Source organism: Streptomyces sp. NPDC051569 (genome assembly GCF_044454085.1).
In the GTDB taxonomy this organism is placed as follows: Bacteria; Actinomycetota; Actinomycetes; order Streptomycetales; family Streptomycetaceae; genus Streptomyces.
Genome location: NZ_JBITDJ010000020.1, coordinates 1 through 14,700, shown reverse-complemented (window position 1 = coordinate 14,700; position 14,700 = coordinate 1). Strand labels below are relative to the sequence as shown.

The 14,700-nt window shown below is 71.8% G+C and carries 13 protein-coding genes, 2 pseudogenes and 1 riboswitch; of the genes and pseudogenes, 7 read left to right on the top strand and 8 right to left on the bottom strand.

What is annotated here, in order from left to right; genetic code table 11:
• Positions 1-4 precede the first annotated feature (4 nt).
• The 3 genes from ACIBAE_RS24150 to cobN all read right to left on the bottom strand — a co-directional run bounded on the left by ACIBAE_RS24150 (position 5) and on the right by cobN (position 5,317).
• On the bottom strand, positions 5-655 hold the full coding sequence (locus tag ACIBAE_RS24150; RefSeq protein ID WP_399289164.1) for a hypothetical protein: 651 nt from the start codon (positions 653-655) through the stop codon (positions 5-7).
• Between the two features lie 264 nt (positions 656-919).
• Positions 920-1,474: a flavoprotein gene (locus ACIBAE_RS24145; RefSeq protein ID WP_399289343.1), complete on the bottom strand. Its 555-nt coding sequence runs from the start codon at positions 1,472-1,474 to the stop codon at positions 920-922.
• Between the two features lie 225 nt (positions 1,475-1,699).
• Positions 1,700-5,317, bottom strand: a complete 3,618-nt coding sequence (gene cobN, locus ACIBAE_RS24140; RefSeq protein ID WP_399289162.1) for a cobaltochelatase subunit CobN — start codon at positions 5,315-5,317, stop codon at positions 1,700-1,702.
• 53 nt (positions 5,318-5,370) lie between these two features.
• Positions 5,371-5,444: riboswitch (cobalamin riboswitch) on the bottom strand.
• A 190-nt stretch (positions 5,445-5,634) separates the two neighbouring features.
• On the opposite strand from cobN, the gene ACIBAE_RS24135 reads away from it, so the two are divergent.
• From ACIBAE_RS24135 to ACIBAE_RS24125, 3 genes are read left to right on the top strand one after another with little or no spacing between them, the layout of a single operon-like run.
• A complete protein-coding gene (locus tag ACIBAE_RS24135) occupies positions 5,635-7,176 on the top strand; it encodes a cobalamin biosynthesis protein CobG (protein WP_399289160.1) in 1,542 nt (513 codons plus the stop codon).
• 20 nt (positions 7,177-7,196) lie between these two features.
• Positions 7,197-7,823: a precorrin-8X methylmutase gene (locus ACIBAE_RS24130; protein ID WP_399289341.1), complete on the top strand. Its 627-nt coding sequence runs from the start codon at positions 7,197-7,199 to the stop codon at positions 7,821-7,823.
• A complete protein-coding gene (locus ACIBAE_RS24125; RefSeq protein ID WP_399289158.1) occupies positions 7,820-9,397 on the top strand; it encodes a precorrin-2 C(20)-methyltransferase in 1,578 nt (525 codons plus the stop codon). Before ACIBAE_RS24130 ends, ACIBAE_RS24125 begins: the two co-directional genes overlap by 4 nt.
• Here the strand turns inward: ACIBAE_RS24125 and ACIBAE_RS24120 are convergent.
• Positions 9,364-10,224, bottom strand: a complete 861-nt coding sequence (locus ACIBAE_RS24120) for a cobalt-precorrin-6A reductase (RefSeq protein ID WP_399289156.1) — start codon at positions 10,222-10,224, stop codon at positions 9,364-9,366. The genes ACIBAE_RS24125 and ACIBAE_RS24120 overlap by 34 nt on opposite strands.
• 11 nt (positions 10,225-10,235) lie before the next feature.
• On the opposite strand from ACIBAE_RS24120, the gene ACIBAE_RS24115 reads away from it, so the two are divergent.
• On the top strand, positions 10,236-11,381 hold the full coding sequence (locus ACIBAE_RS24115; RefSeq protein ID WP_399289154.1) for a cobalt-precorrin-5B (C(1))-methyltransferase: 1,146 nt from the start codon (positions 10,236-10,238) through the stop codon (positions 11,379-11,381).
• Between the two features lie 46 nt (positions 11,382-11,427).
• Here ACIBAE_RS24115 and ACIBAE_RS24110 read toward each other — a convergent pair whose 3' ends face one another.
• Positions 11,428-11,649, bottom strand: a complete 222-nt coding sequence (locus ACIBAE_RS24110) for a DUF397 domain-containing protein (RefSeq protein ID WP_399289152.1) — start codon at positions 11,647-11,649, stop codon at positions 11,428-11,430.
• The gene (locus tag ACIBAE_RS24105; protein ID WP_399289150.1) at positions 11,646-12,476 is read right to left on the bottom strand and encodes a Scr1 family TA system antitoxin-like transcriptional regulator; all 831 of its coding nucleotides are present in this window, start codon (positions 12,474-12,476) and stop codon (positions 11,646-11,648) included. The genes ACIBAE_RS24110 and ACIBAE_RS24105 overlap by 4 nt, the downstream gene beginning before the upstream one ends.
• Positions 12,477-12,794: 318 nt before the next feature.
• Between ACIBAE_RS24105 and ACIBAE_RS24100 the strand changes: the two genes are divergently transcribed.
• The 3 genes and pseudogenes from ACIBAE_RS24100 to ACIBAE_RS24090 all read left to right on the top strand — a co-directional run.
• A complete protein-coding gene (locus ACIBAE_RS24100) occupies positions 12,795-13,016 on the top strand; it encodes a hypothetical protein (RefSeq protein WP_399289148.1) in 222 nt (73 codons plus the stop codon).
• A 61-nt stretch (positions 13,017-13,077) separates the two neighbouring features.
• Positions 13,078-13,457 (top strand): annotated as a pseudogene (locus tag ACIBAE_RS24095) (transposase); the annotation flags it as partial.
• Positions 13,426-13,740: pseudogene (locus ACIBAE_RS24090) on the top strand (tyrosine-type recombinase/integrase); the annotation flags it as partial. The pseudogenes ACIBAE_RS24095 and ACIBAE_RS24090, both read left to right, overlap by 32 nt.
• 113 nt (positions 13,741-13,853) lie before the next feature.
• Here ACIBAE_RS24090 and ACIBAE_RS24085 read toward each other — a convergent pair.
• Positions 13,854-14,300, bottom strand: coding sequence for a DUF6896 domain-containing protein (locus ACIBAE_RS24085; RefSeq protein ID WP_399289146.1), 447 nt, complete (start codon positions 14,298-14,300; stop codon positions 13,854-13,856).
• On the bottom strand, positions 14,300-14,569 hold the full coding sequence (locus ACIBAE_RS24080; protein ID WP_399289144.1) for a ParB/RepB/Spo0J family partition protein: 270 nt from the start codon (positions 14,567-14,569) through the stop codon (positions 14,300-14,302). Before ACIBAE_RS24080 ends, ACIBAE_RS24085 begins: the two co-directional genes overlap by 1 nt.
• Positions 14,570-14,700 lie beyond the last annotated feature (131 nt).

Below are 14,700 nucleotides of genomic sequence, written 5' to 3'. Positions count from 1 at the left end.
GGCTTCAGCGGGCGGTGCGCGGGTCGAGCGCCGTATCGAAAGGCGCGACCCAGAAGAATTCGCCGTCTTCGTCGAACGCGTACAGCAGCGCCGTGGAACCGGCGGTGAGCACGCCATCGGCTGACAGGGCGTCGCTCCGCCCGTCCTGGACGGTCTGCCTGACCTGGACGATCGCGGTCGAGCCGTCCGCCGCCGCGACCTCTGCCTGGCCGAAGTCCATCGAGACGGATCCCGTACGGATCGTGCAGGTCAGCCCGATGAAGTCGAGCCGGGACGGCGGGGCCTGTTCAGGAACGAGATCGCGCAGCAGGCGTACGAGGAGCCGGGTGACGCCCCAGGCGATCAGCGACGCGGCGAGCAGCACGGCGACGGAGCAGAGCGTACGGAGGGACCCTGACGCGTCCGAACGGTGCACCAGCACCGAGCCGGTGAGGCTGACGCACCAGGCCACGGCGATCATCAGGGACACCGGGACGGTGACCGGCACTCCGCCCAGTCCGCCGAACCCGACGCTGTCGGCGTCGACATGGGTGTCGAGGGAGTCGTGCTCGACCGCGCCGGCCAGCACCAGCAGCCAGAAGGCGACGACCACGAGGAGGGTGGCGCCGAAGAGGGCGGCGGGGAAACCGGACGCGGCGGTGAGGAATTCACTCATCGTCGTCCACCCCCTGTGTCCATGGCCCCGGTGCCGGACCGGACTTCCGCATCCCGGCACCGGAATCACTCCCGTGTCCCCGTGATGCCCATCGTGCCGTTCCGGCGGAGCTTCTCGCATTGCCGGAAGTCGGCAACCTTTACGCGTTCTTGATGCCGGGCACGGACCCATGGCAAGCATGACAAGCCATACGGGACGGACAAGGCGCAGCAAATCATACGTACCGGACGGAAGCGCCGAGCGGCGGGGCTGTCCGGGCTCCGCTCACGACCGACCGGTGAGCGGAGGGAGCAGTTCCAGGGCCTCCTCCCAGCGGAAGGGGGCGGTGCTCCCGTCGCTGTCGGGCCGGCGCCGGTCGCTGGGCCGGTGCGGTGTGCGCCCGCCGATCAACACGCCCATTCCGCTGAGCCGTTCGAGGCTCGTCGCGTAGGCGGGGTGGGCGGCGAGGACCGCGTTCACGTACGGCAGGGCCACGGTGGGCACGCCGAGGCCGTACGCCTCGCACAGGATGCCCAGCGCCAGGGTGTCGGCGATCCCGGCGGCCCACTTGTTGAGGGTGTTGAAGGTCGCCGGGGCGACCGCGATGGCGTCCGGCGGCGGGAAGGGGCGCGGTTCGCCGGGGGTGCGCCAGGCGGAGCGGACGGGATACCCGGTGGCGGCCCGGAGGGCCTCGGCGTCGATGAAGCCGAGGCCCTGCGGGGTGGCGACGACGCCGACGTCCCAGCCCCGCTCCCGTGCCAGGGCGACGAGTTCGCCGGAGTCCCCGGCGACTCCGGCCGCGCAGACCACGACGTACAGGAAGGGCCGGGACCGTGCCACGGGCCGCTGTTCCGGCCCACCGGGCCCGCCAGGCTGATCGCGCTGATCAGGCTGCTCGCGCCGGTCAGGCTGCTCGGGCTGATCGCGCTGCTCGGGCCGGTCACGCCGCTGGCGCTGCTCGCGCTGATCAGACCGGTCACGCTGTTCGGGCTGCTCGGTCACGTCAGGCCCCCGTTCGGTGGTGGGGGCCCATTCCACCACCACCGAACGCCGCGACGGCAGAGGTCAGTCCTCGCCCTCCAGGTCGCCTTCCGTCTCCAGGAACACCTTCCGCAGCGCCTCCAGCACCGCCGCGTCCGGCTTCTCCCACATCCCGCGCGACTCCGCCTCCAGCAGCCGTTCCGCGATGCCGTGCAGCGCCCAGGGGTTGGCCTCCTGGAGGAACGCGCGGTTCTCCGGGTCCAGGACGTACGTCTCCGTCAGCTTGTCGTACATCCAGTCCGCGACCACGCCTGTCGTGGCGTCGTACCCGAAGAGGTAGTCGACCGTCGCGGCCAGCTCGAACGCGCCCTTGTAGCCGTGGCGGCGCATCGCCTCGATCCAGCGCGGGTTGACCACGCGGGCGCGGAAGACGCGGGACGTCTCCTCGACCAGCGTGCGCGTACGGACGGTCTCCGGGCGGGTCGAGTCGCCGATGTACGCCTCCGGGGCCGTGCCCTTGAGCGCGCGCACCGTGGCGACCATGCCGCCGTGGTACTGGAAGTAGTCGTCGGAGTCCGCGATGTCGTGCTCGCGGGTGTCGGTGTTCTTCGCGGCGACCGCGATGCGCTTGTACGCGGTCTCCATCTCGTCGCGCGCCGGACGCCCGTCGAGCTCGCGGCCGTACGCGTAGCCGCCCCACACCGTGTAGACCTCGGCGAGGTCGGCGTCCGTACGCCAGTCGCGGCTGTCGATCAGCTGCAGGATGCCCGCGCCGTACGTACCGGGCCGGGAACCGAAGATACGGGTCGTGGCGCGGCGCTCGTCGCCGTGCTCGGCCAGGTCGGCCTGGGCGTGCGCGCGGATGAAGTTGGCGTCGGCGGGCTCGTCGAGCGAGGCCGCCAGCCGCACCGCGTCGTCCAGCAGCCCGATGGCGTGCGGGAACGCGTCGCGGAAGAACCCGCTGATGCGCAGGGTGACGTCGATACGCGGCCGGCCCAGCTCGTCGAGCGGTACGGCCTCCAGACCGGTCACCCGGCGCGAGGCGTCGTCCCAGACGGGCCGGACGCCGAGCAGCGCGAGGGCTTCCGCGATGTCGTCGCCCGAGGTGCGCATCGCGCTCGTGCCCCACAGGGAGAGCCCGACGGAGGTCGGCCAATCGCCGTTGTCGGTGCGGTAGCGGGTCAGCAGCGACTCGGCGAGGGCCTGGCCGGTCTCCCAGGCGAGGCGGCTCGGGACGGCCTTGGGGTCGACGGAGTAGAAGTTACGGCCGGTCGGCAGGACGTTGACCAGGCCGCGCAGCGGGGATCCCGACGGGCCCGCCGGGACGAATCCGCCGGTCAGCGCGTGCACGACGTGCTCGATCTCGTCGGTGGTACCGGCCAGACGCGGCACGACCTCGGTGGCCGCGAAGGCGAGGATGTCGGCGACGGCCGCCGGGTGACCTTCGGCCACCTGTCGTACGGCCGCCGGGTCCCAGCCCGCGTCCTCCATCGCCTGGACGAGCGCCCGGGCCAGCTCCTCCGCCTCGTCGGCGGCGGTGCGGGTGGCGGCGGACTCGTCGAGCCCGAGCGCCTCGCGCAGGCCGGGGAGGCTGCTCGTGCCGCCCCAGATCTGCCGGGCGCGCAGGATGGCCAGGACGAGGTTGACCCGGGCCGGGCCGGTCGGGGCGCCGCCGAGGACGTGCAGCCCGTCGCGGATCTGCGCGTCCTTGACCTCGCAGAGCCAGCCGTCGACGTGCAGCAGGAAGTCGTCGAACCCGTCGTCGTCCGGGCGGGCTTCGAGGCCGAGGTCGTGGTCGAGCTTCGCGGCCTGGATCAGCGTCCAGATCTGGGCGCGGATCGCGGGCAGCTTCGCCGGGTCCATCGCGGAGATCGCCGCGTACTCGTCGAGCAGCTGCTCCAGGCGCGCGATGTCGCCGTACGACTCGGCGCGGGCCATCGGCGGGACGAGGTGGTCCACGAGCGTGGCGTGCACCCGCCGCTTGGCCTGGGTGCCCTCGCCCGGGTCGTTGACGAGGAACGGGTAGATCAGCGGCAGGTCGCCGAGCGCTGCGTCGGGCGCGCAGGCGGCGGACAGGCCGGCGTTCTTGCCGGGCAGCCACTCCAGATTGCCGTGCTTGCCCAGGTGGATCATGGCGTCGGCGCCGAAGCCGCCGTCCTCGCGGGCCGCCTGGATCCAGCGGTAGGCCGCCAGGTAGTGGTGCGAGGGCGGCAGGTCGGGGTCGTGGTAGATCGCGATCGGGTTCTCGCCGAAGCCGCGCGGCGGCTGGATGAGGATCAGCAGATTGCCACGCCGCAGCGCGGCGAGGACGATGTCGCCCTCGGGGTTGCGGCTCCGGTCGACGAACATCTCGCCGGGCGCCGGGCCCCAGTGCCGCTCCACCGACTCACGCAGCCCGGCCGGGAGCGTCCCGTACCAGCGCCGGTAGTCGGCGGCCGGGATACGGACCGGGTTGCGGGCCAGCTGCTCCTCGGTGAGCCACTCCTGGTCGTGGCCGCCGGCCTCGATCAGGGCGTAGATCAGCTCGTCGCCGTCGCCGGAGGCCAGGCCCGGGACCTCTTCCGTACCGAAGTCGTAGCCCTCCTCGCGCAGCCGGCGCAGCAGGGCGACGGCGCTGGCGGGGGTGTCGAGACCGACCGCGTTGCCGATCCGGGAGTGCTTGGTGGGGTACGCGGAGAGCACCAGCGCGAGGCGCTTCTCCGCGTTGGATATGTGGCGCAGCCGTGCGTGCCGTACGGCGATCCCGGCGACGCGCGCGGCCCGCTCGGGGTCGGCGACGTAGACCGGAAGGCCCTCGGAGTCCAGCTCCTTGAAGGAGAACGGGACGGTGATCAGACGGCCGTCGAATTCCGGTACGGCGACCTGCGACGCGGCGTCGAGCGGCGTCAGCCCCTCGTCGCTCTCCTCCCAGGCGGCACGGCTGCTGGTGAGGCAGAGCGCCTGGAGGATCGGCACGTCGAGCGCGGCGAGCGCGCCCGCGTCCCACGCCTCGTCGTCACCGCCGGCCGAGGCCTCGGCGGGCTTGGTACCGCCGGCGGCCAGCACGGTGGTGACGATGGCGTCGGCCTCGCGCAGCGCCGTCAGCAGGCCGGTCTCGGGGGCGCGCAGCGAGGAGACGAAGATCGGGAGGGGTCGGGCGCCGGCGTCCTCGACGGCCTCGCAGAGGGTGTCCACGAAGCCGGTGTTGCCGCTGAGGTGGTGGGCGCGGTAGTAGAGCACGGCGACGGTCGGGCGGGGGGCCTCGGCGTCGGGGTCGGTAGCCGTCCCTGCCGGGCGCGGGACCAGGCCCCAGGTCGGTGCCGGGGCGGGCGGCTCGAAGCCGTGACCGGTCAGCAGCACCGTGTCGGAGAGGAACCGGGCGAGCTGGAGCAGGTTGGCCGGCCCGCCGTGGGCGAGGTAGGCGTGCGCCTCGGCGGCGATGCCGATGGGGACGGTGGACGCCTCCATCAGCTGCGCGTCGGGAGCCTGTTCACCGGTGAGGACCACGACCGGCCGGTCCCCGGTGAGCAGCAGGTCGATCCCGTCCTGCCAGGCCCGCAGCCCGCCGAGGAGGCGTACGACGACGAGGTCGGTCCCCTCCAGCAGCGCGGGCAGCTCGTCGAGCGCGAGCCGGGCGGGGTTGGCGTACCGGTACGGGACCGGTCCGCCCGCCGCACGGGCGCTGAGCAGATCGGTGTCGGACGTCGACAGGAGCAGGATCATGCGGCGTCTCGCCTTCCTCGGGGTCCGCGCCCCGGGCGGTGGGAGGACGGCGGGAGTTCCTGGCTCACCCGGCTGCTGCCGGGACTCACAGTGGCGGGACCGCGCCGGGCTCTCACCGGGCTTCCTCCCCTGACGCCGTCGCTGGCGGTGACGGGCCTGAGGACCCGCCGTCTGCATAGTAGGTGGTGCAGGTCACGGGCGGGGAGGGCGCCCGGGTGCTCCCGGCCGGCACTCGCGGGAGGGACCGCCAGGGAGACCCGGAACGCCGGTTCGTACGGCAGGGGAGGGTGACCGGTCACGTGGGTATGCTCGCCGCCATGCCGCCCACCTCGCCAACACCCGTGAACCGGGACGAAGCTCCCGTGCGGGAGCGCGGTGACGCCTGCCCCGGCGCACTCCGGCTGCACAGCGCCGACGACGGGTGGCTCGCCCGACTGCGGCTGCCCGCAGGTGTGCTGACGCACCGCCAGGCGGAGGTGCTGGCGGCGGCGGCCGAGCGCTTGGGCGACGGCCATCTGGACATCACCTCGCGCGGGAACATCCAGCTGCGGGGACTGGGCGAGAGCTGCGGCGGCGAGCTGGCCGGGCTGCTGTACGACGCCGGGCTGCTGCCCTCGGAGCGGCACGAGCGGGTACGGAACATCGTGGCGTCACCGCTCGCCGGACTGGACGGGCCGGGTGGAGTCCCCACGGCCGACGTGCAGTTGTGGACCCGCGAACTGGACACGCTGCTGTGCGCGAGCGAAACCGCCACGGCACTCTCCGGACGCTTCCTCTTCGCGCTGGACGACGGCCGGGGCGATGTGGCGGCCCTCGGCGCGGATGTGACGTTGCTCGCACAGCGGGACGGTACGGCCCTGCTGCACACCGGCACCCGCACCGGCCCGCACACCGGCACCGGCACCCGCACTGGCACCCGCACCGGGTCTTCCACCGGGGCGCAGGGGGTTGCGGTCCTGCGCGTGGCCGCCGCCGACGCCCCGCGCGCCGCCCTGCTGGCGGCGGAGACCTTCCTCACGGTGGCGGCGGAGACCGGCACGGGCGCCTGGCGGGTACGCGAGCTGCCGCCCGGCCACGGACTGGACGAGGCGGTGGCGGCGGCCCTGGCGGCGGCCGGGATCGCGGCGGCAGCGGTGAAGGGGCACGGGCCGGAGGCGGCGCCCGGGGAAGCCGCACCGCCGGAAGCGGACCCCCCCTCCCCCGGCCCGGTCCACTCCCCCGACGGCACGGTGGCGCTCTCCGTCTACGCACCGCTGGGACGGCTGAGCGTGGCGCGGTGGCGGACGCTGACGGGCGCGGCCGAGACCGTACGGGTCACCCCCTGGCGCGGCGTGATCGTGCCCGGCCTGGCCCCCGCCACGGCCCGCGACCTGCTGAACCGCCTCCGTACGGCCGGCCTGATCACCGGCCCCGACTCCCCCTGGCACGGCGTCGGCGCCTGCACGGGACGGCCGGGGTGCGCGAAGGCGCTCTCGGACGTACGGGCCGACGCCGCCGGAGCCGTCACCGCCACGCCCCTGGCCCTCACCGGTCCGCCCGTGTACTGGTCGGGCTGCGCCCGCCGGTGCGGCCATCCCCAGGGCCGCTGGGTGGATGTCGTCGCGACCGGCGAGGGCGGTTACGAGATCTCCGTACACGGCGCGGCACCCGGCTCCGCCCCGCCGGGCCCCGTCACCACGGCGACCCCGGCGGACCTCGCCGAAGCGGTGACGGCGGCACGCGCCGCGCTCACCACCAGCACCGCCCGTACCACCGGCGTCACGAGCACCACCGACACCGCCCGCACCACCGGCACCACAGGCCTCACGAGTACCACTGGCGTCACGAGCACCACCCGCACCACCCCACTCACGAGATGAGCGAGACCACAGTGTCCACAGTGTTCGACTACGAGAAGGACGGCGCGGCGATATACCGCCAGTCCTTCGCCACGATCCGCGCCGAGGCGGACCTCGCCGGGCTGCCCGCCGACGTCTCCCAGGTCGCGGTGCGGATGATCCACGCCTGCGGCATGGTCGACCTGGTGCGGGACCTCGCTTTCACCCCCGGCGTGGTGGCGCGCGCCCGTGAGGCGCTGCGCGCGGGCGCGCCGATCCTGTGCGATGTGGCCATGGTCGCGAGCGGAGTCACCCGCAAGCGGCTCCCGGCGGACAACGAGGTCGTCTGCACCCTGTCCGACCCGTCGGTGCCCGCTCTCGCCGCCGAGCTGGGCACGACGCGCAGCGCCGCCGCGCTGGAGCTGTGGCGGGACAGGATGGAGGGCGCGGTGGTGGCCGTCGGCAACGCCCCGACCGCCCTCTTCCGGCTGCTGGAGATGATCGAGGCCGGCGCCCCGCGCCCGGCGGCGGTCATCGGGGTGCCGGTCGGTTTCATCGGTGCGGCCGAGTCGAAGGACGCGCTCGCCGGACACCCGGCCGGCCTGGAGCACCTGGTCGTCCGCGGCCGGCGCGGCGGCAGCGCCCTCGCGGCGGCGGCCGTCAACGCGATAGCGAGCGAGGAAGAATGAGCGCGAAGCCTCCCACCACCGGTCGGCTGTACGGCGTCGGCCTGGGCCCGGGCGACCCGTCGCTGATGACCCTACGGGCCGTACAGGTCATCGCCGAGGCCGATGTGATCGCGTATCACAGCGCCCGGCACGGCCGTTCCATCGCCCGCTCGATCGCGGCCGGGCACCTGCGCGCCGACCACATCGAGGAACCGCTGGTCTACCCGGTCACCACCGAGGGCACCGACCACCCGGGCGGCTACCAGGGCGCGATGGACGAGTTCTACACCGAGTCGGCCGCCCGGCTCGCCGTCCACCTCGACGCGGGCCGCACGGTCGCCGTGATCGCGGAGGGCGACCCGCTCTTCTACGGCTCGTACATGCACATGCACAAGCGGCTGGCCGACCGCTATCCGACCGAGGTCATCCCCGGTGTCACGTCGGTGAGCGCCGCCGCGGCCCGGCTCGGCACCCCGCTCGTCGAGGGCGAGGAGGTGCTGACGATCCTGCCGGGCACCCTGCCCGAAGAGGAGCTGACGGCGCGGCTGGCGTCCACGGACTCGGCCGTCGTGATGAAGCTCGGCCGGACCTTCCCGACCGTACGGCGGGCCGTCGAGCGCGCCGGGCGGCTGGCGGACGCGCGGTACGTCGAACGCGCCACGATGAGCGGTGAACGCACCGGCGCGCTGGCCGGGATCGATCCGGAGTCCGTGCCGTACTTCTCGGTGGCGGTACTGCCGAGCCGGGTCGACGCCGTACCCGCACCCGTTGCCGAGCCCGGCGGCCGCGTTGCCGAGCCCGCCGGCCGCGTTGCCGAGCCCGAAGGCCACGGCGAGGTCGTGGTCGTGGGCACCGGCCCGGCGGGCCCCCTCTGGCTCACGCCCGAGACGCGCGGCGCGCTGGCCGCCGCCGAGGATCTCGTCGGCTACACCACCTATCTGGACCGAGTACCGGTCAGACCCGGTCAGACCCGGCATGGTTCCGACAACAAGGTGGAGTCGGAGCGCGCCGAGTTCGCCCTCGACCTGGCCCGCCGGGGCCGCCGGGTGGCCGTGGTCTCGGGCGGCGACCCGGGCGTCTTCGCGATGGCCACGGCGGTCCTGGAGGTGGCCTCGGCCGACCCGTACCGGGACATACCCGTCCGCGTGCTGCCGGGCGTCACCGCGGCCAACGCGGCGGCCGCCCTCGCCGGCGCCCCGCTCGGCCACGACTACGCCGTCCTCTCCCTCTCCGACCGGCTCAAGCCGTGGGAGGTCATCGCCGAACGCCTGCACGCGGCGGCGGCCGCCGATCTGGTCCTGGCGCTCTACAACCCCGGTTCCCGCAGCCGTACGTGGCAGGTCGGCAAGGCCCGCGAACTCCTGCTGGAACACCGCGCCCCGGACACCCCCGTCGTCATCGGCCGCGATGTGGGCGGGCCGGAGGAGAGCGTACGGATCGTCCGGCTCGCCGACCTCGATCCGGCGGAGGTCGACATGCGGACGATCCTGCTGGTCGGCTCGTCGCAGACGGTCAGCGTGGAGCGGGGTGACGGCCGGCGGATCGTCTGGACACCGCGCCGCTACCCGGAGAGCCCGGCCGGACCGGCCAGCTGATCCAGCCACTCCACCGCCCCGGCCGGGGAGGCCACCACGGCCACCCCCGCCGGGACCGGTGGCCGCCGCACCACGACCACCGGCACCCCGGCCTCCCGGGCGGCGGTGAGCTTGGGCGCGGTGGCCGCGCCGCCGCTGTCCTTGGTCACCACGACGTCGACGCGGTGGCGGCGCAGCAGCTCCCGCTCGCCGTCCAGGGTGAACGGCCCCCGGTCCAGCAGGGTCTCCATCCGGGCCGGGTACGGGGGCTCCGGGGCGTCCACGGAACGCACCAGGAACCACAGCGCGTCGAGCTCCAGCCGGGCGAAGGCGGCGAGCCCCATGCGGCCCGTCGTGAGGAAGACCCGGCGGCTGTTCATGGCGGCCAGCTCCCCGGCGGCCTCCTCCAGCGACCCGACCGGCCGCCAGTCGTCCCCGGCGGCCGGGACCCAGGAGGGCCGGCGAAGAGCCAGCAGGGGAACATGGGCATCGGCGGCCGCCAGGGCCGCGTGGAAACTGATGGTGCGGGCGAAGGGATGGGTGGCGTCGATGAGCGCGTCCACGTGGTGCTCGCGCAGCCAGTCCGCCATGCCCTCGGCACCGCCGAACCCGCCGATACGCACCTCCCCGGGAGGCAGCACGGGCCGGGCCACCCGCCCGGCGAGGGAGCTGGTGACCCGGAACCGCCCGTGCGGGCCCGCACCGCTCGGGCCCCCGGCGTGCGGGACCCCGACGTGCGGGACCCCGACGTGCGGGACCCCGTTGTGCGAGACCCCGGCGAGGGCCTCGGCGAGGCGGCGGCTCTCGGTGGTGCCACCGAGGATCAACACGTGGAGCGAACGAGCCATCTGGGTTGTCCATGACTGAGAAGGCGACGGGCGGACGAACCGCCCAACTCAAGCACACCGGTCTGCGCTCCGGCTGGACGACCGGTGCCTGCGCGACAGCGGCGACGACAGCCGCGTACACCGCACTGTTGACGGGCGACTTCCCGGACCCGGTGACGATCACCCTGCCCAGGGGCCAGACCCCGGCCTTCGCCCTGGCCCGCGAGGAACTCCCCCCGGGCCCGTCCCCGGACCACGCCATGGCGGCCGTGGTCAAGGACGCGGGCGACGACCCGGACGTCACACACGGCGCGCTGGTCCGCTCCACCGTACGGCTGCTGCCGCCCGGCTCCGGAGTCGTCTTCCGGGCCGGCCCCGGCGTGGGCACGGTCACCCGCCCCGGCCTCCCCCTGGAGGTCGGCGAACCGGCGATCAACCCCGTCCCGCGCCGGCTGATGCGCTCCCACGTGGCCGAGGTGGCCGCCCGGCACGGCGGAACGGGCGACGTGGAGATCACCATCTCCGTCGACCACGGCGAGGAGATCGCCCGCTCCACCTGGAACCCGCGACTGGGCATCCTGGGCGGCCTGTCGATCCTCGGTACGACCGGCATCGTCGTCCCGTACTCCTGCTCGGCGTGGATCGACTCGATCCGCCGGGGCGTGGACGTGGCACGCGCGGCCGGCCGTACGCACGTGGCGGGCTGTACGGGCTCCACCTCGGAGAAGACGGTCGTCGCCGAACACGGCCTCCCGGAGGACGCCCTGCTGGACATGGGCGACTTCGCGGGCGCGGTCCTCAAGTACATCCGCCGCCACCCGGTCGACCGCCTGACGATCTGCGGCGGCTTCGCCAAACTCTCCAAACTGGCGGCGGGCCACCTGGACCTCCACTCGGCCCGCTCCCAGGTCGACAAGGCCTTCCTGGCACGACTGGCGACGGAGGCGGGCGCGGACGAAACCCTGGCGGCCCAGGTCACGGAGGCCAACACGGGCCTGGCCGCACTCCAGTTGTGCCAGGCCCAGGGCGTCCACCTGGGCGACGCGGTCGCGACGAGAGCCCGCGACGAAGCCCTGGCGGTCCTGCGCGGCGCCCCGGTGAAGGTCGACGTGATCTGCGTCGACCGGGCGGGCACGGTGGTGGGCCGCAGCGAAGAGCCCCGCCCCCCGATCGCCTGACTCCACGACCGAGGATGACGGGGCTCCGCGCCTCGCGCGTTGTGCTTCAGGCAGCGGGAAAACCGTCACGGACAGCCGCGACGAACGCCGACCAGCCGGCGACCCGGAACTCCAGGGCCGGTCCCTGCGGATCCTTGCTGTCCCGTACGGGTACGACGCCGGACGCCACGGCAACCGTCGGCGCCCACTCCACGCAGTCGCCACCATCGCCGTTGCTGTAGGTGGATTTGACCCATTCCACGACGGAGAGGTCCGGGGTGGTGCTCATGAGGGAAGCGCCTCCATGGCCGATCGGATGAATGCCGCGGTCTCGCGCGGCGACAGAGCGTAAGCCCTCATCAGATCGTAGGCCCGGCGCAGGGTTCTGACCCTCTCCGGTTCTTCCAGCAGAGTGCCTGTAGTCATGCTTTCCTCGTAGGCCACGGAAGACTTGTCGTCCAGTGTCATCAGGGTCAACATGCCACCCAGCAGAGCATGTTCGCCGTGCTCGAAGGGCAGGATCTGGACGGTGCTGGTGGGGGTGTCCACGAGTTCGGCAAGGCGGGCAAGCTGCGCCCGCATGACGGTCGGTCCGCCGACGGACCGCCGTATCACCGCCTCGTCAAGGATCATGGACAGATCCGGCGCACAAGCACCGACCAACAGCGCTTGCCGACTGAGCCGAGCCATCACCTTCTGCTCGATCTCGTCCGAAGCGGCTTTCGGATTGCTGACCCGGAAGAGCGCACGGGCGTACTCCTCCGTCTGCACCAGCCCGGGGACGATCTGACCCGCATAGTGGTCAATCACCCGGGCACGGGCCTCCAACTCCATGCGCCGCCGGTACTTGTCCGGATGGATCTCCTTGCGAGCCAGCCCGTACAGCTCCTCGAAGATCCCATCGGTGCCGAACGCGACGTCGAGCTGGGCGGGCAGCTCCCGGGGAGGCATGTACTCCGCCGTCTCGATCCGGGACAGATGGCTCTTGCTGACGAGCACCACCCCCGCCAGCCCTTCCAGGGTGAGCCCGGCCTTTTCGCGGAAACTTCTCATCTTGGCGCCGAACAAATGCCGGGCGGACAGATCGGGCGTCAGTTCACGTGCGGGCCTCGCCATGCGGGCACCCCATTTCTCCCAGATTTTCGATCGGGACCGAAACGGCTACCGAGCGTACGCCGCCGGGAGGCAGGCTGTGAGCGACTAGTCACACAGAGCACGCGAAAAGGCGAAAGGCTGAACACCCATGGCAGCCCCCAATCCCCCCAACTCCCCCAACTCCCCGAACCCGCCGAACCCGCCGAACCCGCCGACGAAGCAGCCGGCGGCCGAGGAGCACCCCTCCCCCCGGATGCCCGAGTGGCTCCCCCGCCACTTCCCCGAGCCGACACAAGAGTTGACGGCACGTGTGGCCAAGGCGCTGAGGCGGTGGGCGCGATGACACGCAGCGAAGCGCGCCGCTACCTGGGCCGCCTGACAAACGCGCTGGGCACGGACGGCGTCCTGATCGTCCCCAACCCCACCCCGGAAACCGAAGGAGCCGACCTCGCCCCGGGCTCAGCCCTCAAGTGGCCCCCGTGCGAATGCGGCCACCCCAAATGCCCGGACTACGACCCCCCGGACCCGCCCACCGAAAACACCGCCCCCACCCCGCGATAACAACGGCTAACACAATGAGGTGGATCGGTCCTGATGACCGTGTCCGCGTCAGGAGCTCAGCATTGTCCGGGCATGGGAACCTCGCCGTGGATCGTGCCAGATGACCTGTGGGAGCGGATAGAACCGCTGCTGCCACGCAAGGAACATCGATTTCGGCGCCCGGGCCGCGAGCCGCTGCCGGACCGAAAGGTGCTGTGCGGCATCCTCTTCGTGCTGCACACCGGCATCCAATGGGATTACCTACCCAAGGAGTTGGGCTTCGGCTCGGGCATGACCTGGTGGCGAAGACTGGGGCTGGAACGAGGCCGACATCTGGCAGCGACTGCACGAAGTGCTGCTGACCGAGCTCAACGCAGCGGCCCGTCTCGACCGGTCGCGTGCGGTGGTCGACTCCAGCCCCGTGCGAGCCATAAAAAGGGGGAACCTCAATCGCCACTTCCGCGCCCTCCTCGATCGGGCAGGGCTCCGCCGCATCCGCTTCCACGACCTACGCCACTCCACCGCCACCCTCCTCCTGGAGCAAGGCGTCGAACTCGTCGTGATCAAAGAACTCCTCGGCCACGCCCACATCGGCGTCACCGCCACCGTCTACGCCCACGTCAGACTCCGCCTCCAACGCGACGCCATCGACCTCCTCGGCCGCACCCTCCGGCGCTCCGACGAGACCACCAGCCAACCCGACGACCGTGACGAACCGCCGCCCTGCGCAGTACCCATCCGCTGACGTTGCCGTCAACTACTGCCGTCAGACACTCCAGCACGCGCCAGAGGCCCCACCGGAAGATCGACCGGTGGGGCCTCATGCATTACCTGCTCTATTGCAACTTGGCCGCCGCGTTAGCCTTGACCATCGCCTATCAGTCGACCATCAGTAGATTGCTCGGGTTTCACCGAGAACCATCCTTCACTGACCTCTTCGAGAGTCCCGGATGAAGCCATTAGACGGCACTCCCGGGCCAACTCATCTGCCGTGACCTTCGAGGCAATCCCCCGACTCGCGGAGAATCTCTCAATCCGCCACGAATCGAATACAGGGGTTCCGTCGATAAGGAAATCGATATCGATTTCCCGACCATCGCTCGAAACAAACAGGCAACCGTCGCCGTGTACCGCGTACTCGATCCCACCCGAGATTGATCCAGACTTTGACAGCTGGCCTGTACACACACGCCTCACGATCGCTGCCAGGCTCGAACCCAGGTCAGGGAGACTTCGCAAGACTTCCGCTTGAACACGAGCGAGGGTCTCAACATACTCCGTCACCTCGGCGGAAGCGTTGCTCATCATCTGTACCCCGGCCTCTTGTGACGGTTCACGAGTTTATCGGGCCCCACTTCAGCCCATGCGGTAATCACATCGTCGATGCCGCCCGAGTAGCGGGCGATCAGCTCCTCTTCCGGCACGACCTGATAGGGGACATCAATCCCAGCACGCTTGGCCGCTGCGACACGGTGGTGACCGTCCAGGATGTACAGCTCATCATTATGCTGCGCAACCTTGATCGGACCACCCTGCCAGCCGCCTTCCTTCATGGACGCCGTCAGATTGTCCACGTTCCGCTTGGATGCGTTACCGGAAAGTGAACCGTTCCGGGTTCGGTAGAGACTCGATTCCGTGAAAGGATTGAGTCATGGCACGCCCCTCCTCTTATCCCCCTGAGCTGCGCAAACGAGCGGTCCGTATG

What these genes read in the sequence shown, in the direction of transcription:
- ACIBAE_RS24120 (WP_399289156.1), bottom strand. Translation starts at nt 10,224, where the DNA reads ATGGCTCGTTCGCTCCACGTGTTGATCCTCGGTGGCACCACCGAGAGC.
- ACIBAE_RS24125 (WP_399289158.1), top strand. Translation starts at nt 7,820, where the DNA reads ATGAGCGCGAAGCCTCCCACCACCGGTCGGCTGTACGGCGTCGGCCTG.
- ACIBAE_RS24115 (WP_399289154.1), top strand. Translation starts at nt 10,236, where the DNA reads ATGACTGAGAAGGCGACGGGCGGACGAACCGCCCAACTCAAGCACACC.
- ACIBAE_RS24100 (WP_399289148.1), top strand. Translation starts at nt 12,795, where the DNA reads ATGACACGCAGCGAAGCGCGCCGCTACCTGGGCCGCCTGACAAACGCG.
- ACIBAE_RS24105 (WP_399289150.1), bottom strand. Translation starts at nt 12,476, where the DNA reads ATGGCGAGGCCCGCACGTGAACTGACGCCCGATCTGTCCGCCCGGCAT.
- cobN (WP_399289162.1), bottom strand. Translation starts at nt 5,317, where the DNA reads ATGATCCTGCTCCTGTCGACGTCCGACACCGATCTGCTCAGCGCCCGT.
- ACIBAE_RS24110 (WP_399289152.1), bottom strand. Translation starts at nt 11,649, where the DNA reads ATGAGCACCACCCCGGACCTCTCCGTCGTGGAATGGGTCAAATCCACC.
- ACIBAE_RS24085 (WP_399289146.1), bottom strand. Translation starts at nt 14,300, where the DNA reads ATGAGCAACGCTTCCGCCGAGGTGACGGAGTATGTTGAGACCCTCGCT.
- ACIBAE_RS24135 (WP_399289160.1), top strand. Translation starts at nt 5,635, where the DNA reads ATGCCGCCCACCTCGCCAACACCCGTGAACCGGGACGAAGCTCCCGTG.
- ACIBAE_RS24150 (WP_399289164.1), bottom strand. Translation starts at nt 655, where the DNA reads ATGAGTGAATTCCTCACCGCCGCGTCCGGTTTCCCCGCCGCCCTCTTC.